We start from the raw sequence: 19,519 nt of genomic DNA, 5'->3' as shown, positions 1-19,519 counted from the left end.
CATGAGCGACTCATTAAATATCGTTGTTCGCTTTGCTCTTTATTTCGACCTGATGCTGTTATTTGGACTGGCAATTTTTGGTCTTTATAGCCTCAGGGGAAAAGAAAGAATATCGGGAACAGTTTTGAATTTTGAGTCGCTTCTTTACAGTACTTCTGCTGTAGGTGTAGCTCTGTCCCTTGCCGCCATGTTGTTACTTGCGAAAGCAATGAGTGGCGTGTCGGGTTTCATGGAGCTACATCACCATATCTTTCAAATGGTTCTCATGGGGACTGACGTCGGTTTGACCTGGATGGTCCGAATAGGGGCGTTGGTGACGGCCATTATTGGCGTTTCCCTGAACAAGCGCTTTCCAACACTGAGTCTTTGGATTGTCACTGTCTGTGGCGCGATTGCGCTAGCGACGCTGGCATGGACAGGGCACGGAGCAATGGACGAGGGGAGCCGTCGCTACTGGCACTTTATTAGCGATATCTTCCATCTTTTGGCCGCAGGCGGTTGGTTGGGTGCGCTAGCGGCATTTGCCCTGCTGCTGCGTTTGAAATCACTGAAAGGTGAGCGAGAAGCACGAATTCTTGCTCGGGTACTGACAGGGTTTGAATCGGCCGGCGCGGTGATTGTAGTGATCATCAGCATTACGGGAGTGGCGAACTACCTATTTATCGTTGGGCCAAATCTGGATGAGGTGATGCTCAGCACTTATGGCGAGTTGCTATTTTTGAAGGTCCTGCTCTTTGCCGGGATGATCGTATTAGCGACGCTCAACCGTTTTCACCTAAGCCCGCTCTTGGAACGTTCTGTTCGAAATGGAGACTATGCTGTCGCGGTCAATGCCTTGCGCCGTAGCATGAAGCTCGAATTTTCAATGGCAGTCATCATTATTTGTCTAGTCGCATGGTTAGGTACTTTAAGCCCGGTCATGGAAATGAGCGCGGCATAGCGGTTGGTGATGGCCGACTAAGGAGTCTCAAGGGTGAATTGTAAGGGCCATTTGCACCGTCTACACTCCAGCTCATGAAACGCTACCTGCGGTTTTGCCTAATTTTCCTGATTAGCTTGGCGCTTCCCCTCAGCGGGATGGCGGGTGTTCAGACATCGATTGAACCATGCCCGATGAAAACCATGGGCATGGCGATGATGGATGGTATGGGGCAAGACTGCTGCCACGACATGAAAAGTCCCACCGAGCATGGCAAACCTTGTAAGCCCGGTCAGGAATGCAAAACTGGCGGCATGTTGCAAGTATCGATCATCAAGCCTCCTATCACCCTGTCCAGTCCTCTCATTCTATCATTCTCCAGCCATTTCCCGCTCGTACAAACCTCTTCAGGGGTATGGCGACCCCCACGTACTTGATTCCTGTACCACACTGAGCCTCATTCCGCGTTAGCGGGATGGCATATCTGCGCGCATGTCTTATGAAGCGCGCGGTGGATCATCACAGGAATCGTGAACATGAACTCCAAGTGCTGTTGCACAGGTTGGTCCTTCCTGGCCGGCCTGGCGGCAAGCGTACTTGCATTGCCGAGCTTCGCTAGCGCATTGACATTCGATGAAGCGCTGCGTCTGGCCGAAAACAATGCACCATCGTTGACCGCACAAGACGCCAAAATTCAAGCAGCCACTAGCGCGGCCATTCCCGCCGGCGAACTACCCGATCCCAAGCTACTGCTGGGCGTGCAGAACTACCCCATTGGTGGACCCGACAGATGGAGCATCGACCAGGACTTCATGACCATGCAAGTGGTCGGGATTAGGCAGGAGATGCCCAACAGCGACAAGCGCAAAGCACGTATCGAGGTCGCGGATGCGGCTGTTGATCGAGCGTCAGCCGAGCGTCGAGTGGCGCGTCTGAACGTCCGACAGTCCACGGCATTAGCCTGGATCAGAAGCTACTCGGTTGAGCGTAAAGATGCGTTGTTCCAGGACTTCTACAAAGAAAACCGTCTTCTGACCGATACCGTCAGAGCTCAGATTGCGGGTGGCCGAGCCCAACCCGCCGATGCGGTGACACCTAAACAGGAAGCTGCTCAACTGGCTGAGCAGCAGGATGATTTAGTTCGTCAACGTGCACAGGCCCGGGCCGCCCTCAAGCGCTGGATTGGCCCTGCCGCCGATGACAAACCGGTAGGCGGTTTGCCTGATTGGCCTATTGAGACCTCAGGTTACTCCCATAAGCTGCAACATCACCCCGAATTAGCGGCTTTTGTGCCGATGACCCGTGAAGCACAAGCCAAGATCCGTGAAGCTGAGGCGGAAAAGCAGTCTGACTGGAGCTGGGAATTCGATTATCAGCACCGAGGCCAACAATTCGGTGACATGGTCAGCGTGCAGTTTTCATGGGATCTCCCGCTGTTCCCTAACTCTCGGCAAAACCCCAAGATTGCGGCCAAGCACGCCGAACTAAACCAGCTTGAGGCTGAGCGCGAAGCCCTGTCACGCGAGCATACCCAGCAACTGGAGGATGAGTTGGCTGACTACGAGCGCCTCAATCGTGCAGTCAGCCGTAATCAGGAAAGCTTGTTGCCGTTGGCTAAAGAAAAGGTCGAACTCACGATGGCCAGCTACCGCTCCGGCAAGGGTGATTTGAACTCGGTTGTTGCCGCCCGACGCGAACTCATCGAAGCCCGTCTCAAGCAGGTTGACGTTGAAGAGCAACGTGCCCTGACCAGCGCTCGCCTGTATTTCTCTTACGGGGAGTCCGCTCAATGATTTTTAAATTATGGAAAGGGACTTTAATCATCGGCATCTCGATTGCCTTGGGTGTTGCCGGGGGTTACTGGTTAGCCCAACCGCGAATGAGCGGAGTAGCTGGTGTCGTACCGGATCATGAACCCAAAGCCTCTGCCGATCGAAAAGTTCTGTATTGGTATGATCCCATGTACCCACAACAGAAATTCGATAAACCGGGTAAGTCACCCTTCATGGACATGCAGATGATCCCTCAATACGCAGATACCAAGGGGGACAGCGCTGCCATTCGAATTGATCCAAGCCTGACTCAGAACCTTGGTGTGCGACTGGCTAGTGTCAGTCGAGGCGTATTTGCCTCGACACTGAACGTGGTAGGTGTGCTGGCCTTCAACGAACGGGACGTTGCAGTCATTCAGGCCCGTACAGCGGGTTTTGTCGAGCGTGTGTATGCCCACGCACCTGGTGATGTGCTGAAAGCGAATGCCGCCTTGGCAGATATCTTGGTGCCGGAGTGGGCAGCTGCTCAGGAGGAATTTCTCGCCCTCAAGCGTAGTGGCGATGCTGGCTTGCTGACAGCGGCCCGGCAGCGACTGCGGCTAACCGGAATGCCACTTACGTTAATTGCTCAAGTTGAGCGCACTGGCAAAGTTCAATCGAACCTGACGCTGACCAGCCCTATTGGTGGTGTGCTTCAAGAGCTGAGTGTGCGTGAAGGTATGACGGTGGCCGCAGGCGAGACGTTGGCTCGTGTTAATGGTTTGAGCAGTGTCTGGCTGGCCGTGGCTGTACCAGAGGCGGAAGCTGGGTCAATCGTAGTAGGGCAAGCAGCTGAAGCGCGTTTATCCGCATTCCCTGGAGTTGTGCTCAAGGGCGTCGTCAGTGCGATTCTTCCGGAAACCAGTTCGGACAGTCGCACACTTCGCGTTCGAGTTGAGTTACCCAATCCAGATGGCCGACTCAGACCAGGTTTGACCGCACAGGTAAGCCTCAATCGTTCAACGGAGCAAAGTGTTCTGTGGGTGCCGAGCGAGGCCGTCATTCGTACCGGTCGACGTGCGTTGGTCATGCTCTCTGAAGACGCTGGTCGATATCGCCCGGTGGAGGTGCAGCTAGGCCAGGATAACGATGGCAAGACGGCGATATTGAAAGGCTTGGAAGAGGGGCAGAAAGTGGTGACCTCTGGCCAGTTCCTGCTCGACTCGGAGGCCAGTCTCAAGGGCGTTGTCGCAAGCTCATTGGACGTTTCGCCATCTACTATGCCCGTTGGCGCTTTGCATGAGGCCGATGGTCAGATCGTTGAGATCAACGACAAAGAAGTCACGCTCGCCCACGGTCCCTTCAAGACATTGGGTATGCCAGGCATGACGATGACTTTCCCTCTCGCCACTCCTGCTCTGATGAAGGGCCTAAAAACGGGCGACAAGGTTCGGATCGCTGTTAGCCAGACGGACGATGGTCTGCGTGTTGAACGTCTGGAACGCTCTGGGGGCCAGCCATGATTGCGGCCCTTATTCGCTGGTCGGTGGCCAACCGCTTTCTTGTGTTGCTGGCGACGCTGTTCGTCACGGCATGGGGGATCTGGGCGGTTCAAAGTACGCCCATCGATGCATTGCCAGACCTGTCGGATGTTCAGGTAATTATCCGTACACCTTACCCAGGCCAAGCCCCACAGATCGTCGAAAACCAGGTGACCTATCCACTGGCAACCACCATGCTCTCGGTACCTGGGGCCAAGACTGTGCGCGGTTACTCCTTCTTTGGCGACAGCTTCGTTTATGTGCTGTTCGAAGACGGAACTGACTTGTACTGGGCCCGCTCGCGGGTGTTGGAATACCTGAGCCAGATACAAAGCCGCCTACCAGCCAGTGCTAAGCCAGCCTTAGGACCTGATGCCACTGGCGTTGGCTGGATTTTCCAGTACGCGTTGGTTGATCGCAGCGGTGGGCACGATCTGGCGCAACTGCGAGCCCTACAGGACTGGTTTCTCAAATTCGAGCTCAAGACGCTGCCGAACGTTGCGGAAGTTGCCACCGTAGGTGGCATGGTCAAACAGTATCAGGTCCAGCTCGATCCGCTAAAGTTGGCGAACTTGGGTATCACGCAGTCTGAGGTGACCGAGGCGATCGGCAAAGCCAATCAGGAAACCGGTGGAGCCGTGCTGGAAATGGCGGAGACAGAGTTCATCGTACGAGCTTCCGGCTACCTAAAGACGCTCAATGACTTTCGCGCCATCCCGCTCAAACTGGGCGCGGGCAGTGTGCCGGTCACGTTGGGCGATGTTGCCACGATTCAGTTAGGGCCTGAGATGCGTCGAGGCATTACCGAACTCGACGGTGAAGGTGAGACCGTCGGCGGCGTGGTGATTCTGCGCAGCGGGAAGAATGCTCGTGAAACCATTGCGGCGGTCAAAACCAAACTCGACGAGCTGAAAAGCAGTCTGCCGGCGGGGGTTGAAATCGTCACCACCTACGACCGCAGCAAGTTGATTGATCGTGCCGTGGAAAACCTCAGCCACAAGCTGATCGAAGAGTTCATCGTCGTCGCGTTGGTCTGCGGAATCTTTCTCTGGCACCTGCGTTCATCTCTGGTGGCAATCATTTCCCTGCCGGTTGGGGTGCTGATCGCCTTCATCGTGATGCGCTATCAGGGTATCAACGCCAACATCATGTCCCTTGGCGGGATTGCCATCGCCATCGGCGCTATGGTCGACGCTGCCGTGGTGATGATTGAAAATGCCCACAAGAAGGTCGAGGCTTGGCACGTGGCCAATCCTGGGGAGGAACTGAAAGGTGAACGTCATTGGCACGTGATGACTGAAGCGGCTGCCGAGGTAGGACCTGCATTGTTCTTCTGTCTGCTGATCATCACCCTGTCGTTCATTCCGGTGTTCACGCTGGAGGCTCAGGAAGGACGTCTATTCGGTCCATTGGCGTTCACCAAAACCTACGCTATGGCCGCAGCGGCTGGACTGTCGGTAACTCTCGTACCGGTGTTGATGGGGTATTGGATTCGTGGACGAATTCCCAATGAGCAGCAGAATCCGCTAAATCGCTGGTTGATCCGGATCTACGAACCCGCTCTGGACGCCGTATTACATCGACCTAAAATAACGCTGCTGGTTGCGTTGCTAGTCTTTGTCAGCGCGTTGTGGCCGATCTCTCGTCTGGGTGGTGAGTTTCTTCCCCCGCTGGACGAAGGGGACCTGCTCTATATGCCATCAGCTCTGCCTGGATTATCGGCGCAGAAGGCCGCGCAACTGCTTCAACAGACTGACCGTCTGATAAAGACAGTTCCAGAGGTCGAACACGTTTTCGGCAAAGCCGGCCGCGCTGAAACCGCGACTGACCCAGCACCTTTGGAAATGTTCGAAACCACCATCCAATTCAAACCACACGAACAGTGGCGCCCAGGCATGACCCAGGAAAAGCTCGTTGAGGAGCTAGACCAAGCGGTGCGTGTCCCAGGATTGACCAACATCTGGATACCGCCGATTCGTAACCGCATCGACATGCTGGCCACTGGCATAAAAAGCCCTATTGGTGTGAAGGTTGCCGGTACCAACCTGACGGAGATCGATGCCGTCACCCAAGCCATCGAACGTGTTGCCAAGGATGTCTCAGGTGTGAGTTCAGCGTTGGCCGAACGACTGACCGGTGGCCGCTATATTGATGTGGATATCGATCGTAAAGCTGCGGCCCGCTATGGGTTAAATATTGCCGATGTGCAATCGATCGTGGCCGGCGCAATCGGCGGTGAAAACGTCGGGGAGACGATTGAAGGGTTGGCTCGTTTCCCAATTAACGTACGTTACCCTCGTGAGTGGCGGGATTCACTCGGCGCTCTGGAGCAGTTACCTATCTATACCCCTCTAGGCAGCCAGATCACTCTTGGCACCGTTGCGAAGATCAAGGTCAGCGATGGTCCGCCGATGCTTAAGAGTGAGAACGCCCGACCTTCAGGCTGGGTGTATATCGACGTGCGGGGACGGGATATTGCTTCGGTAGTCGCCGATCTACGACGGGTCGTCAGCGAGCAGGTTAAGTTGCAGCCTGGTATGAGCCTGAGCTACGCAGGACAGTTCGAATTTCTCGAAAGGGCCAACGCACGACTCAAGCTGGTGGTGCCTGCCACGCTGTTGATCATCTTCGTGCTGCTTTATTTAACCTTTGCTCGCTTCGATGAGGCCTTGCTGATCATGGCCACTCTGCCATTCGCACTGACTGGTGGGGTATGGTTTCTCTATCTATTGGGATTCAACCTGTCGGTCGCCACTGGTGTCGGCTTTATCGCTTTGGCCGGTGTTTCTGCCGAATTTGGCGTAATTATGCTGCTTTATCTGAAGAACGCCTGGGCTGAGCGTGAAGACCTCGGCGATAGGACCGAGCACGGGCTGATGGCCGCGATTCGTGAAGGCGCTGTCCAGCGCGTTCGGCCCAAAGCCATGACTGTGGCTGTCATCATTGCTGGCTTGTTACCCATTTTGCTGGGCAGCGGGACCGGCAGCGAGGTGATGAGCCGAATTGCGGCACCCATGGTTGGAGGCATGATTACCGCGCCCTTGCTGTCGCTGTTTGTCATTCCGGCAGCCTATCGACTGATGCGTCGCCGGCACCTCTCAGTTGAGCCCATCAATCCTCAAGAAAAAGTCGTATGAAACTGACCCTGATTGCAGTTGCAAACACCGTATTTGCGCTGTCTCTTTCGGCCCACGCGTAGGACATGCCGGGCATGAAAATGTATGAATGGAATGCAAGCTCATTTAATGACAATGGCTAAGTGATTTAACGTTCGACTTTTGCAGAGCGTCGCAGCTCTTTTTTTGAGCCAGCCAATCACGAGCTGATAATAACAATACCCCGTCAGCTGGTCCCTCAAGCTTTACGGAGCTGCCAGTCGTGTTGTCTTTAATTATCACAGTAGGAGTTGCCGTAATGCCCGCTTTGAGGGCCTCCTCGACCTGTTGGCCAACATGCCGGGCGATCACTTTGTCGGTAGCTGCACAGGACAATAAGTCCTGGTAAGTAACATCAACGACGTTCAGATGCCCATTGAAACCCTCACCGTTGCTACGGGTCCGGTCAAAAATCTGGTCAATGGCTTGCCAGAAGGCAGGTGCGCCACCAAGCGCCCCCGCACATTCAGCGAGCTTGGCTTCGTGTAATGCGGTCGGACCGTGCACATCCAGTGGCAGATGATGCCACTGCAGGTTTACATCCTTCTGCTGCTGTATCCAGGTTTTCAACGCAGGTGTGTACGTCTTGCAGTAGGGGCACTCCAGATCCGCGAACTCAGTCACAGTCCAGCGTGCTTTGGAAGGACCAAACAACCACGGGCCTGTGTTGTGCGGGGATGGTATCTCACTTCGAGTGAGGGCTAAGCAGGCCATCGATGTGCCTGCCAAAACGCACCCCAGCATCAACCAATATTTGCGAAGGCCTATCATGCCCGAGCCTCTGCTGGCTTCGATGAAAGCAGCGCTTGTTTACGAAGGGCCTCAAGAAGAGCGTTCTCAGCATTCTCGGGTTGTGGGTGCTGTAGCAGCCAATTGGCTAACACCGCGTGAAGTTGGGACTCGATGTCACGACGATCCACCGCACGAACCAAAACCTGTTGCAGTTGCTCTATCAAAACGGGGGCACACACCTCAAGGGTTTGAAGGGCGTCTTCACCCGGTTGTTCAAGCAGCTGGGTCAGACTTTCTATAAGGTTCTGGGTCAGGGAATTCAATGCTCTCATGCTTGGCGCTCCAAGGCCGTGACTTGCTCGGGGAAAGTAATGATGTGAGGTTCGATACCGCGATAGCGGTCAAGCGTTGCAGCAACTTCAATGGCCGCATCCAGCTCGCTGCAGCCTTTGGCTTGCATGATGTCGAAGCGTTGCTTTTTCTCTTCCGGCTCGGTCATGGCCAGGGCCAGATACAAACTCGGTGGTACCGCCCGGAATAACATTTCCATGCTTTTGGACAACACGACGCCCTCGGTGAATTTGCCGCTTTCTTTACGCGCTGACAGCATCATCGACTTCTGTGCAGGAGTCAGTTCACGAAACCGCGCGATCTTCTCCACCTCATCAGGCGGCATGTTTAAGCACATCCACCACTCGATCATGTTGAGCAGGGCTGAGGCCTCTGGCGGCACGTCGTCAACGTTCTGGGTGGCCATCCAGAACCAGGCGCCGAGCTTTCGCCACATTTTGGTAATCTTGACGGAGTAGGGGGATAGGAGTGGGACCTTCAACTGGATGTGGCCTTCGTCGGTGAAGCAGATCAGCGGACGGCCTTTAAACTGGTCACGCTCGGCAATGTTGTTGACCGTGTTGAGCAGGGAAATATAAGCGATGGCCATCTGTGCGCTATAGCCTTCTCGCGCATAGGTGGCAAGGTCGACAATGGTAATGTCCGCTTCTGGCCATGGGGTGCCAGGACGGTTGAACATGTCGCCTTCGGTGCCCATACAGAACATGGACAAGGCTTCCGCCATCTCCAAGAATCGTGAGCTTCGGGCGTCTGGAATACCGGGCTCGAGTCCCATTTCTCGCAGCGCTTCACGGATATCTTCCGGCAGAACGATACGTTGCTCCGTCACGCATTTTTTCGCTGCATTCAGTATGCATTGGCGGATGGCGCTACGGTCGGCACGAGTAAGACGGGCATCCTCTTTTTCTTCACCACCGGTGATCATCAGCCTGGCCGCAATTTCCATCTCGCCCAGGATGTCGCGTTGTTCATCCTCGGTCTGGCTAGTCAGATGTTCGTCCGACGCCTCAAGATCATCAGCTTGGATAATCTTCACGTTTTGGCTGGGTTCGATGAGCTTCACGGCATCAGCGAATGGCGCGAGGCTGACACCCGATCCAGGTGCAAGTCGAACCCGGTTTACCGTCAAACCCAACTTTTTGGCGAAATCACCGAGTAAGCCGAAGCTGTTGCCAGCCTCCACAATGAATAGACGTGGCCGATAGATGGCGATGATTTGGCTAAGGATGTTTGTCGCGCTGGCCGATTTACCTGAACCCGTAGGCCCGAAAATGAACAAATGCGCGTTCATCTGCCGGTCCAGCTTGTTCAGCGGGTCGAAGGTTATCGGCGCTCCCCCACGGTTAAACAGGGTAATACCCGGGTGCCCGGTTCCGGTCGACCTACCCCAGACGGGGGCCAGGTTCGCAATGTGTTGGGCGAACATCAGTTGTGCGTACCACTCCAGTGCTTTGCGCGCATTGGGGTCGAAGTTGCCGGGTAGCCATCTAAGATAGGAGTTCAGCGGTGCCACTTCATCCCGAGGTTCCACCGGCTCCATGCCCGCACCCAGCAATGCGCTGCTGAGTTGCAAACTGCGTTCGTGCAGTTGGGCATCGTCTTTACCCCGCAGGTAAAACGCTACGCTACCTCGGTACAGCTTGTGCTTGCGCCCGAGCAACTGACGGGCGGTGGCGACGTCTTCGCGTGTCAGGATCGAGGCCTGAGTGTCTCCAACTGCCTTGCGTGAAAGCTGTTCCAGATGCCCTTCGAGAATGTCCTGCGGGGTGATCACGAGAGTGATACAGAGAATGGTGTCCTCTGGCATTTTGTCGAACAGCGCGTTGAGCGCATCACCACCCTTTCGGGTTTCACCGGTTAAGTGCCCGGTCTTGGGAGCATCCCTCAAGCGGTCAAGCATCACCACCTGATGAGGAAGGCCGTCGAAATACCACAGACCTTTCTCTATATCTGACAGTGGTTCGCGATAAAACAGGTTTTGCGAGAAGTCAGTGCCGCTGGCGAGCGGCAGCTCGCCCTCTGCAGCACCAGGTATTTGCTTGCATACCAATTCGTAGAAGCGGCGAATATCTGCATCGGCAGGGCCAAGATGATCGGGACGTGGATTGAACCAATGAATCAGCCAATGGCGAATGGCGTGGCCATCCATGCGATGGGTTTTAATGCCGGCGTTCGCCAAGCCGCCCACCAAGCGATCACAAATGATTTTCAGGTAAGGACCTGGCGCCTGGCCTCGCACATCCGCTTGCGCGCCTTGGGTACGGCGGTAGACAACAACACGGACGCGGCGCTGCTGGCCCCTCCAGGGCAGTTGGCTGACCTTGGTGTCTTCAAACAGCCCGCCTGGTTTGGAGATGGATTCCAGGTGTTGCTTCATCAGCTTCAAATAAAGCTCGGTGAATGCACTGCCTTGTGCGCGTGGTTGAACGTAGTCATGCAGTTGCTGAAGGTAATCGTCCCAGCTGGTTTCGTCCTGGGCATAGAGCTGAACCACCCAGGGTGAGGTTTCAAGCTCGTCGAAGGAGTCCTGAAGGGCGTTTTCCAGGGCGTCGCGGGCCTTGCGTAACCATTCGGGATCCCGACCTTCGGTACCAATCGGTGTCAGCTCAAAAAAGGCAGCGCGTGACACGCCGTCTTCCAATAGCATGGCTTTTTCTGCAGGCAGGTAATCCACCCAGGGCAGTAGGTCTACGAAGGAGGGGTTGACGTCGTATAGACGGTCAGCATCAGCGGTTGTGGCTGGCTTTTTCTTTGGGTTACGCCAATCGCTCGGCGATGGAATACCCATGGCAGCAAGGCGTTCGTAGTAACGCTCTGTCGCAGCCTCAAACGTCTCGGTGGCTGGTCCCTGCACATCGTCAGATAACGGCGAACCTGGTGTTACGCCAGGTTCCACACGCTCTGTCGCCCGTCGCGTTTTGAATCGTTCAAAAAAACCCATCAATATGCCTCCGTGCGTTCGCCAGGCATGGCGTATTGCACCCGCTGATACAGCGGAAACACCGTGGTGTAGCCTGGGATCGGTGCCGGGTCTGAACCCGCTAAATGAGGAAAGACGTACATCACCAGGTCGGGATTGGGTAGGCGTTTAAATTGGCTGTAGATCTCGTTTTGTGCGGTACGTGTGAACATGGTGCTGTCTGTTTCCCTCGTCTCCAGAGGCCGACGAAGATCTTGGCGTGCATCGAGCAATTGGCGGCTGCTCGAGCTGCTTGAGCCGCTGGAACCTTGATCCCAAACGTCCATCATTGTGCGGTCCCCATGGGGGAGCAATTCGTCTTTGTTGGTGGAACAGGCCGAGGCGAGTAGGGCGATGGCCAGGTATGCACCTAGTTTTAAGCCATGATTAGTCAAGCGCAGTCGAAACATGACGGGCTCCTGAGCGATAGTTGACCTTGCGGCCATTGAGTTCGTAATCGATGGTCAGTTGCTGGTCCAGGTGCACAGCTATCTTTGCCCCGGGTTGTACATACACCGCTGCGAAGGCTTGCCCGTAGAGTTTGTTGACCCAGCTGGAGACGTCATTGACGCCCTGGCCAATGATTTTGCCCATGGCTTCACTGCCCGAGCCGCCGACAGAACCGATGGTCCCGGACTGAGGGTTTATAAAAGAGCCGCTGTTTCCATCTGACTTGATGAGGGAGGCAGCACCTGCGCCGGCGGCGGTAATCAGTACCTGCGAGCCAATGTATTGCGAGGCGTTGCTTTTGCGGTCGCCACTGATACAAGGAATGCCATAGGCATCGCTTATCCAGCCCAGGCCACCCTGAATGGTGGTTTGGTTGCCATTGTTCTGGTTGTTACTATTTTGACTGCTATTCGTTTCTTCTTGAGGTTGTGGCAGCGTGCGCACAGTGCCGTCATTGAAGACGAACGTCAGGCTTTTTATCTGACCGCGTACGCAAGACAGGGTCCAATCGCCGGAAGCCGTTCCGCTGGCCACCGCGCCGGCGACGTCGGGCAAGTCGATGCCGTTGGCCGTGAGATTGTCCGGCCCAATCAATACCTTGAACGGGTAGGGGTCGTTGACAGTGCCGTCAATGGGCACCCGGCCGATCAGCGCGGACATAGCCACCGAACCCATCAATGTCGAGTTCTGCGGCAAGGTATAGACCTTACGCACCTGTTTGCGGGCCTCCTGTGGCGAGATTTCATTCGCAACACTTTGAGCGCCCGTGCGCAGTGCATTTTGTCCTCGGTCCACGGACTCGCCAAAAGAGGTCGGGAAGTTGAAGCCGCTTGCCGTTTGATTTGACCCGGCAGCGATGGGCTTGCCGTTGACATCGACCGGCGTTGCGTCCTGCGGCTCTATCCAAACAACGTCCGCGCCGGGTCCGCCTTTGAAGCCTTGACCGTCACCTGGCTGAACGCCGAAGCCGATCGGCAAATCAGATCCAGACTCATTGCCACTGCCCGATTTGCTGCTCAGGGTATTGTACTGCTGCTGCAGTGTGTCCAAGAGGGTTTGGCTCTGTTGTTGCGCCTCCTGCTTCATCGTTTGCTGAACGTTCTGCAGTTTGTTATCGACGTTGAGGTCGATGTTCTGCAGGCGTTTTTGCAGCTCGATGTTCTGTTGCTTTAGCTCGTCATTGTTCTTCAAAGCATTGGAGACTTGGTCCTTGAGTTGTCTGCTTTCCACGACAATGGTGCGCAATGTGTCGCTGGGTGTATCTCCGTCAACCCCAAGCTTTTTAGCCTCCTTGGTACTAAGTACAACCTTTTCCGGCGCATGAACCTGTTGATCGGCACTTTCGCGATTGAATAATTTGACCACTACGTATATCGCCAGGATCGCGAACGGTATGACCAGGTATTTAACAAGTGGATTACTCTTCACGACGGCCTCCCTTCGGATCGATCTGGCTGATGGCGGCCGGCAATAACGATTCGGCTAGACCATGGCCGCGGGTCACTAGGTAGACCGTCGAGGTGTCGCTAGAATCACCTTTGGCGCCAAGGTAGGGATGCTGAAAAGTCGCGGTGACAAAGTCACCCATCAGGTCACGCGGATCCAATGTGAGGTTTTGGGCGCTTGTGTTACGTAGCTTCACCGCCGTGACCCAATACTCGTCTAACCGCCACGACCCCAACGCAGAGGCTTCGACCGGCAATGTCGGCATTAGGGTGGTGAGGTCCAAACCGCGCTTCAGATTGATCTGAGCAATCCCCTCCACGGGCTCAACGGTGCGTAGGGGCGCGTAAAGCATCTGTGCGGCATAGCGCGTCATGACCACCGGAAGTGGGGTCTCACGACGCGGTTTCGGCGCGTCCTCATCCTCTTCGGCTTGAGCGCTGGCTTGGGCCGTGGAAGAAGTTGCATGGTTGCTTGTAGGTTTGGCGTTGACTTGGCCGTAACGCGGGGCGGGACTGTCCCCGGCTACAATTTTAGCCGGCTCGGATGCGACCTGATTCGGTTTCCCTACCGTTGCGATGATATCCACGAGCATGATCTCACCGGAGTTCATGTTCTGCAGCTGTAAGCGAGTCGGTTCAATCGGCTCTTTCGCCAACAGGTAGAGGGCACCACCGGTGCTCTGCACGCGCAGTTTGTCGACGAGGTTACGAGGCAGACCCACCCGTACGTTTTGGTCCACAAAGACAATACGCTCCTGACCCACGATCAAGGGCAGTGCTATAGGGATACGATCCCAGCGCAGGATTTCGACGGCGTTGGCCAACCCGCAGAAGTGAAGGGCTAAGAGCCCGATGATCAGTAGGCGGCGTGTCATCATTTGCCTCCTGCTCTGGTCGTTTCTGCGGAGACTTCGATGCGTTGTGGATTACTGCTATAACAGTCCCAGGCCAGGCCGAATGGGTTTTTTTCGGGATCGACGTCAGATCGGATAATTCGTAATGGATAGCGAGCAAATGCCCGCTTTACGCGCTCCCCGCCGTAGTGCTCGTCAGCGGTGATATCCAGGTTGACGGTCCAGTCATTGATGCTGTGCTGCTCAATATGTTGCTCAGACTTATCGTCGATGCCTCTGCCTGGAATTTCAAATACACCCCGCTCACGTTTGCGCAGTTCCCCGCTATTGCGGCGTAGCTCGAAATCTTTCTGCAAGTAGGCTTTGCAGCTGGGAGTCAGGTAGCTTTCCAAGCGGGTAATGTTGTCCTCGTAGTCGGTTTCACCGTCAACGGGCCAACGGTTCATCTGCTGAAAAATGTACAGACCGAAGGCGTATACCGACTCCGGTGGAATATCCCACCACTTACGGGTGCTACCTGAACGTAGATCTGGAGGTACATGAACAGTTAGGTCACGCGGTGCGCTCTGCCAGCCATAAGCCATGTACAGACCCAGGGCAATGAGAAAACCAATGACCATGCGCAGGCTGTTAATGTGGGCCAGTTGGGCGTCTACTTTTTTACGGTAAGTCATTGAACCTCCGTTCGATGACAGGTCCACGCACCTGTACGAGTAATCAGCAGGGCTTTATTCCAGGTAGGAAAGAACCGCGCGATGTTCAATTGCATCTGGCGGTATAGCCATGTATCAGGTCGGCCGCGTTTCCACCGACGCAAGAAACGACTGGCAAGAAACAGCCCTAGGACAGCACAGAGCATGGCGGCGCCGATGATAAGTGCCCAAATCTGGGTCAATATCGCGGCCGGAATACCGATAACCAGCCCTGCGCCGGTGCTCAACGCCAAGGTGGCCCACATTTCGTCAGCGGTAAGGCCGCCCATGATGACTGGCTGATTGTTCAATCGCACAGGGAGGAAAATCAGGGTCCCATCGTCTGAGAGTTCTGTCATGGCCACGGCTCTTTTAAAGAATATTTGAAGCCTTGGTGACCAGAAAAATGGCGACACCGAGGATGGCGACGCCAACGGCGGCTGTCGCCCCCAGATCTCCCCATTTTTTCTTGCCAAGTTGAATTTCGTGGTAGGTGCCGAAGGCATGCCAAGCAACGCCACTGAAAATGACTGCGCAGATGATGAGGCCAAGCAAAGTAAAACCGTCAAAGGCGTAGTTCTGCATGGTTTGCATCAGGTTAGAGCCTTCCCCCCGGGTAGGAGGCTGAGACTGCGGAAGAGCCGCCATGGCCAGTTGGGGGAGAGCAAGCAACCCGATCAGCATGCGGCCCGGTTTTAAGAATGAAGTCATGGTGTATCTCCCATAGGGTCAACTAAGAACAAATGTGGTGAGGATCATGCAAAGCAGTAGGATGCGGACGAGCGAGGTCGAGGCAATCGTTCGATCAAGGTTGCCAGTGGCCCATCCTCGGTAGCAGCTCCAGATAGCCCAGGCGCCCCACATAAAGATGATGGCTACAGCGACGCCGACGAAAAACAGGTAGCTCGTCGAGGCAGGAAATCCTCCTGCCGCTTGAAACGCAGCAGCCTGAGCGCCGCTCATGCTCATGGCTTGCGTCCTTCGGTCGTGTATTGGCCTGACAGCTCAACAGGATCACGAGGCTGGGCTCGGGTTGGGGTTAAATAGCCCTCCAACCCATGACGAATTCGAGCGATATCACCTGCTAGACGCTGGTAATCGAAGAAGTAACGCTTGCCAGGTTCGTCGGCCACTTGAGCGCTACGACGTGCGGTGTCCTCAAGGGCATTTAACTGGCGGATCATCACGTCCAGGTTGGCCTGTTCGGAGGCTGAAGCAGCGGTCGCATGAGAGACAGGCAGGCCGCATCCAAAAAGTGCGATGAGGCCTGGCAAGGCAAGTCGGCAAGTGAGTGCAGTGAGACGCGGGTACTGGATCACGGCTGGGCTCTAGTCATTCCTGATGCCGTCAGCTTGCCGTGATCAAGCTATGGTCGCCGCAAGAAAACCATATTCAGGACTGTAAGGATTTCTTCTGAAGGTACCGACACCATCAATCACAGTGGATAGGGCGTTTGAAGAACAGCAGATAGCCGGTGGGCAAGGCGAATCCGTAAGCCCAGCCTTGGGCGTTTTGATTGCCAACCTTGACTTCTCCTTTGACCACGGGCTGGACGCTGACCAGCTCCCAGCCTTCGCTGCCTAATTGAGCAAGGCGGTTTTGACGTTCAGAATCTTCCAGAAAACCCTGGGTGTCGGGTTCAGTGGTGGGCTCTTCGGACTTGAACATGAAGAGCTTTTTGGTTTTGACAACGTACTGAAAGGGAGAGAATTCAGTGTAGTATTCAAATTTCTGACGGCCCATGGCGACGTCCTCAATGTGCAGAGCTACCAGGGTTTCAATAATGAGCGCGTGCCAGCAATCTGAAATAGTTTGCTGCTAAGCGCGTGATTTCTGAGGTTGGAGAGCAGAGGTCCGAGCATCGACATAGCGCTGCATGATAGAAAGCACCATTGAGTTCAACGCTAGGATCTTCATCCCTCGCGTCACCGCCACGTACAGCAAATTCAACTCGTCATCTTTACGACCTTGATCGATATCGGGTGAAAGCGGATCAGCGCTAAAGTCGTCATACAGGCTGACAAAGTCCCACTCCAGCCCCTTGGCTTTGTGCCCAGTCGTGAGTGTCACGGTGGCGTCTAGCTCGTTATCTACCGAGCGGGAACGTAAGGTTTGGATCCGCTGGGGCAGGTCCGGATAGGCTGTAATAATCTTGATCGATCGCAACATCTCCGTATCCTGGCTTACCTCGGCTATTTCCACGTACTGTGAAAAGTCCCGGTAATCTCGCAACAGTCTGCGGTTCTGCACGTCCTGGTTACGGTTGCGGCTGAATAGGTATAAATCTTCTAGGTCGCGTAACGAGTAGCTGTCGATACCGCCGACCCAGAAAATCTTGGGGTTTCTTGCGACCAGCTGCAGGGCGTTCTCGATGACGCCGATCACGGTACGATGGATAAACGTGCGATGCGGTAGCTCTTCAGGCAGAGCCCGTTTAACCAGGGTGTTGCAACCTAACCCCTGCAGCTTTCGTGTCTCACCCTTGTAAAAAAGAATGATGTTGGCCACATGCGCGACGGCAGGGCCGAAGCGAAAGCTTTGGGTCAGGTAGTGACGTTCAGCGTCGGCCATCCGGTCGCTGTTGAGCGCATCTTCTGCGCCGCGGAAGCGATAGATCTGCTGGTGGGGATCGCCGACTGCCACCTTGCGGACACGTTGTATTTTTACTATGTCGGCAATAACTTGGTTCACGTCGCGTCTAACCGACGGTGCAACGATCCAGTATGTGAACGAGCCCCATGAAAGACAGGACACCGTTTCCCCTTTACGTGTTGCCGCTGACCGAAAACTGACCCCGGCAGCAAGGCTTGCTTGGATCAGTCGTACTAGCTCGTCATGCAAATTGGGGAGTGTTACGTGCTGGTTGTACGAAACCTTGCTTGGAAAACGACGCATTCGATCCCGCGCTCTCAATTGATGTCGGATAAACGTTGAAATTCGAGAAGTAGGAAATGATCCTCTTGCTCGAACGGTAATTCCGGGTAAGCGCCATTTCTCTTATCGGGATTCCAACCTCGGCACGAAAATCAGCCACCGGAACTGCGTAGCTACCGAGGGAGCCGCAGATAGTTTGGTTTGGATCGCCGACGATGAAGGTCTTCGTTCGCCCCGCTCCGGCACGCAAAATAGTGGTAAGAAGGCCATACTGAATTGCTTCGTGTCCTGACACTCGTTTACCAGGACATATGAGAAAACCGGAGCGAGAGCTTCAGTTGCCCTGCAGCTTCATACGCTGAAATAGAATGTCTGTGGACGATTTACTTGATGTCGCTGCAAAATTGTTAGAAAAATGTCGCGATCGGTGCGCATTCTTAACTGGACTCGACTCGAAAATGACGATGCTGTTTGTTTTTCTCCGGCTAATCCCGCCTAGTTTTGCCTCACCACCACCGTCCCGAATTATTTTACGAGCGCAGGAACCACATGCAAGTGGTCCAGTTTAAAACCTGAAAACCGATTGTGGATGGGAGCTTGTCTCGTGATGACGCTATCCTGGAACAACGCGCTGCATTGCCTTGACGCTACGGCCGGACTCGTTATGTTCCGGTTGAACTTATCGGATGCTGTCTGTCCCCTTCATCGGGTTTGACTGTCAGTGCACATCTACAAGTGAGGTTAAAACATGATTTGGTTTCTCGAAGGGCAGTCTAGCCAGCGCGACATTATTCAAGGTGCGCGTGATGCGCTGCCACCTGAAGTGAAAATTTTCGCCTCGCATCGCGACGATCGCCCTGAAATCACGGCCGGTGCAGATATGAGTTTCATTGAGCCTCGTGGTTCTGAAGATCGGATCTCGTGGGTGATTTCAACTGCGCGAACCTATGGCATTAAAGTAATCCTGGCAGGTCGATTGGGGGGGGTATTTGAGCAGGCTCGGGCTCGATTCGAGGAAGCTGGCCTGGTGCTGGTAACCGGTGGGACATCGATGCGTACCTTCGACCTCGTTGATGACAAGAGCAGGTTTACTGCTGAGGCAGAGCGTGCTGGCTTGGCTTGCGTGCCGGCGATTACTGCTACGAATACTGAGGAAATGTTTGCTGCTTACCAAACTCTTTTGGCATCGGGTGAGGTGTGCGTAAAACCTTCAATCGGCATCTATGGTCAAGGCTTTTGGCGTTTCAAAGAGGGAACTGATTCCTTTCGCTGCTTCGCTGATCCCGATGCACGGGTTGCGAATTTCGCAACATACATGCGTGCTTACAGCGAAATCGCATCGCCGCCAGCGATGCTTGTAATGCCTTACATGCCCGGGAGCGAGTGTTCGGTCGATATGGTCTGCGAAGCTGGCCGAGCGATCGCGTTCGTGGCCCGGAGGAAGACCGGCGTCCATCAGATTTTTGAAAACGCTGGTGCAGCGGTTGAGCTTGCACTCAAAGCGGCCGAGCATTTCCAGTGTGACGGCATTGTGAATGTTCAGACAAAGGATGATGCGCAGTGTATACCCCACTTGTTGGAAATTAACCCGCGCTACTCTGGTGGCGTTGGTTATACCCGGGAGGCTGGCGTCAATTTGGCGGGTATATTTGCTACGCGCCGCCTGAATCTCCCTGAGCCAGCTACCGTTTGGCGGCCAGACGTACGTGTGAAAGGGGTCACCGTTGCAGCTGTAGTGCCAAAATGACATCCTGAGGCATTGAGAAACCTGAAGTTTGGTACCATTGCAGCGCGGT

The 19,519-nt window shown here is 54.8% G+C and carries 18 protein-coding genes and 1 pseudogene; 6 read left to right on the top strand and 13 right to left on the bottom strand.

Features of this window, described 5'->3' with window-relative positions; all coding sequences use genetic code 11:
- Nucleotide 1: 1 nt before the first annotated feature.
- The 5 genes from copD to QU606_RS13080 all read left to right on the top strand — a co-directional run bounded on the left by copD (nucleotide 2) and on the right by QU606_RS13080 (nucleotide 7,348).
- The gene (gene copD, locus QU606_RS13100) at nucleotides 2-940 is read left to right on the top strand and encodes a copper homeostasis membrane protein CopD (RefSeq protein WP_008437423.1); all 939 of its coding nucleotides are present in this window, start codon (nucleotides 2-4) and stop codon (nucleotides 938-940) included.
- A 74-nt stretch (nucleotides 941-1,014) separates the two neighbouring features.
- Nucleotides 1,015-1,356, top strand: coding sequence for a hypothetical protein (locus QU606_RS13095; RefSeq protein ID WP_073844967.1), 342 nt, complete (start codon nucleotides 1,015-1,017; stop codon nucleotides 1,354-1,356).
- Between the two features lie 99 nt (nucleotides 1,357-1,455).
- Nucleotides 1,456-2,712 (top strand): TolC family protein, encoded by a 1,257-nt coding sequence (locus QU606_RS13090; RefSeq protein ID WP_008437421.1) that lies wholly within the window; start codon nucleotides 1,456-1,458, stop codon nucleotides 2,710-2,712.
- The gene (locus tag QU606_RS13085) at nucleotides 2,709-4,193 is read left to right on the top strand and encodes an efflux RND transporter periplasmic adaptor subunit (protein ID WP_008437420.1); all 1,485 of its coding nucleotides are present in this window, start codon (nucleotides 2,709-2,711) and stop codon (nucleotides 4,191-4,193) included. Before QU606_RS13090 ends, QU606_RS13085 begins: the two co-directional genes overlap by 4 nt.
- The gene (locus QU606_RS13080; RefSeq protein WP_008437418.1) at nucleotides 4,190-7,348 is read left to right on the top strand and encodes an efflux RND transporter permease subunit; all 3,159 of its coding nucleotides are present in this window, start codon (nucleotides 4,190-4,192) and stop codon (nucleotides 7,346-7,348) included. Before QU606_RS13085 ends, QU606_RS13080 begins: the two co-directional genes overlap by 4 nt.
- Before the next feature lie 105 nt (nucleotides 7,349-7,453).
- Here QU606_RS13080 and QU606_RS13075 read toward each other — a convergent pair whose 3' ends face one another.
- From QU606_RS13075 to QU606_RS13015, 13 genes and pseudogenes are all read right to left on the bottom strand, one after another.
- Nucleotides 7,454-8,137 carry a DsbA family protein gene (locus tag QU606_RS13075; protein WP_008437415.1) on the bottom strand — a complete coding sequence of 228 codons (684 nt, stop codon included), beginning with the start codon at nucleotides 8,135-8,137 and terminating at the stop codon, nucleotides 7,454-7,456.
- Entirely contained in the window at nucleotides 8,134-8,430 is a 297-nt protein-coding gene (locus QU606_RS13070) for a hypothetical protein (protein WP_008437414.1), read from the bottom strand. The genes QU606_RS13075 and QU606_RS13070 overlap by 4 nt, the downstream gene beginning before the upstream one ends.
- A complete protein-coding gene (locus QU606_RS13065) occupies nucleotides 8,427-11,390 on the bottom strand; it encodes a conjugative transfer ATPase (protein ID WP_057710724.1) in 2,964 nt (987 codons plus the stop codon). Before QU606_RS13065 ends, QU606_RS13070 begins: the two co-directional genes overlap by 4 nt.
- On the bottom strand, nucleotides 11,390-11,818 hold the full coding sequence (locus QU606_RS13060) for a TIGR03751 family conjugal transfer lipoprotein (protein ID WP_057710725.1): 429 nt from the start codon (nucleotides 11,816-11,818) through the stop codon (nucleotides 11,390-11,392). The genes QU606_RS13065 and QU606_RS13060 overlap by 1 nt, the downstream gene beginning before the upstream one ends.
- Nucleotides 11,796-13,286, bottom strand: a complete 1,491-nt coding sequence (locus QU606_RS13055) for a TIGR03752 family integrating conjugative element protein (protein WP_057710726.1) — start codon at nucleotides 13,284-13,286, stop codon at nucleotides 11,796-11,798. The genes QU606_RS13060 and QU606_RS13055 overlap by 23 nt, the downstream gene beginning before the upstream one ends.
- Nucleotides 13,276-14,178 carry a TIGR03749 family integrating conjugative element protein gene (locus QU606_RS13050; protein ID WP_057710727.1) on the bottom strand — a complete coding sequence of 301 codons (903 nt, stop codon included), beginning with the start codon at nucleotides 14,176-14,178 and terminating at the stop codon, nucleotides 13,276-13,278. The genes QU606_RS13055 and QU606_RS13050 overlap by 11 nt, the downstream gene beginning before the upstream one ends.
- Nucleotides 14,178-14,831, bottom strand: coding sequence for a PFL_4703 family integrating conjugative element protein (locus QU606_RS13045; RefSeq protein WP_134939513.1), 654 nt, complete (start codon nucleotides 14,829-14,831; stop codon nucleotides 14,178-14,180). The genes QU606_RS13050 and QU606_RS13045 overlap by 1 nt, the downstream gene beginning before the upstream one ends.
- Nucleotides 14,828-15,208 carry a TIGR03750 family conjugal transfer protein gene (locus QU606_RS13040; RefSeq protein WP_008437403.1) on the bottom strand — a complete coding sequence of 127 codons (381 nt, stop codon included), beginning with the start codon at nucleotides 15,206-15,208 and terminating at the stop codon, nucleotides 14,828-14,830. The genes QU606_RS13045 and QU606_RS13040 overlap by 4 nt, the downstream gene beginning before the upstream one ends.
- Before the next feature lie 13 nt (nucleotides 15,209-15,221).
- Entirely contained in the window at nucleotides 15,222-15,560 is a 339-nt protein-coding gene (locus tag QU606_RS13035) for a TIGR03745 family integrating conjugative element membrane protein (RefSeq protein ID WP_008437401.1), read from the bottom strand.
- A gap of 18 nt (nucleotides 15,561-15,578) precedes the next feature.
- Entirely contained in the window at nucleotides 15,579-15,818 is a 240-nt protein-coding gene (locus QU606_RS13030; protein ID WP_008437400.1) for a TIGR03758 family integrating conjugative element protein, read from the bottom strand.
- On the bottom strand, nucleotides 15,815-16,123 hold the full coding sequence (locus QU606_RS13025; protein WP_178110642.1) for an RAQPRD family integrative conjugative element protein: 309 nt from the start codon (nucleotides 16,121-16,123) through the stop codon (nucleotides 15,815-15,817). The genes QU606_RS13030 and QU606_RS13025 overlap by 4 nt, the downstream gene beginning before the upstream one ends.
- Before the next feature lie 157 nt (nucleotides 16,124-16,280).
- Nucleotides 16,281-16,592 carry a hypothetical protein gene (locus QU606_RS13020; RefSeq protein ID WP_057710729.1) on the bottom strand — a complete coding sequence of 104 codons (312 nt, stop codon included), beginning with the start codon at nucleotides 16,590-16,592 and terminating at the stop codon, nucleotides 16,281-16,283.
- Between the two features lie 75 nt (nucleotides 16,593-16,667).
- Nucleotides 16,668-17,546 (bottom strand): annotated as a pseudogene (locus QU606_RS13015) (3'-5' exonuclease); the annotation flags it as partial.
- Nucleotides 17,547-18,471: 925 nt separating this feature from the next.
- Here QU606_RS13015 and QU606_RS13010 point away from each other — a divergent pair.
- The gene (locus QU606_RS13010) at nucleotides 18,472-19,470 is read left to right on the top strand and encodes an ATP-grasp domain-containing protein (protein ID WP_057710730.1); all 999 of its coding nucleotides are present in this window, start codon (nucleotides 18,472-18,474) and stop codon (nucleotides 19,468-19,470) included.
- Nucleotides 19,471-19,519 lie beyond the last annotated feature (49 nt).

Origin of the sequence: Pseudomonas sp. OVF7 (assembly GCF_030644265.1) — a bacterium.
GTDB lineage: Bacteria > Pseudomonadota > Gammaproteobacteria > Pseudomonadales > Pseudomonadaceae > Aquipseudomonas > Aquipseudomonas gorinensis.
Note: the sequence above shows the minus strand (reverse complement) of the source record. Positions and strands in the feature narration are given on the sequence as shown.